At 45.9% G+C, this 654-nt stretch carries 2 tRNA genes and 2 rRNA genes; all 4 read right to left on the bottom strand.

Annotated elements, in window-relative coordinates:
* Positions 1–207: 207 nt before the first annotated feature.
* Positions 208–281, bottom strand: a tRNA-Ile gene (locus ACTNC0_RS18225).
* A 23-nt stretch (positions 282–304) separates the two neighbouring features.
* Positions 305–377 (bottom strand) — tRNA-Ala (locus ACTNC0_RS18230).
* A 5-nt stretch (positions 378–382) separates the two neighbouring features.
* A 5S ribosomal RNA gene (rrf, locus tag ACTNC0_RS18235) occupies positions 383–500 on the bottom strand.
* 69 nt (positions 501–569) lie between these two features.
* Positions 570–654: ribosomal RNA gene (locus ACTNC0_RS18240) — 16S ribosomal RNA — on the bottom strand; the annotation flags it as partial.

The following is a 654-nucleotide window of genomic DNA, read 5'->3' on the forward strand; positions in this document are numbered from 1 at the left end:
TTAATAACAGATATATCGATGTCTTCCTATCTTGCGTTTTATGAGATACTCTCATATCTCTTAACGTTTTGTATCAAGGATATTTGATTAAACTTTAATCAAATTTCATGTATGCAGTTTTCAAGGTACAATTTTTATCTAGGCTTATTCACATAAGCCAATGGGCTTAAGTGAACCTTTCCTCCAGAAAGATTACTTACACCCGAGTGGGCTTAAGTGGACTCGAACCACCGACCTCACGCTTATCAGGCGTGCGCTCTAACCAGCTGAGCTATAAGCCCATCTTGAAATCTTTCGATTTCAGTGGAGATGAAGAGATTCGAACTCTCGACCCCCTGCTTGCAAGGCAGGTGCTCTCCCAACTGAGCTACATCCCCATTTGATCTGGCAGCCACCTGCTCTCCCACACCGTCTCCAGTGCAGTACCATCGGCCGCTTAGGTCTTAACCGTCGTGTTCGGGATGGGAACGGGTGTTTCCCCTAAGCGCATCGCTACCAGAAATGTCTCTATTCAGTTTCCTTGATAACTCAACAGTAAAACACATTCTTTTACTCTACTTTTTCCTTAGAAAGGAGGTGATCCAGCCGCACCTTCCGATACGGCTACCTTGTTACGACTTCACCCCAGTCATCGGTCCCGCCTTCGGCAGCTCC

The sequence above is a fragment of the Blautia sp. HCP3S3_B11 genome, from assembly GCF_052064435.1.
GTDB lineage: Bacteria > Bacillota > Clostridia > Lachnospirales > Lachnospiraceae > Blautia_A.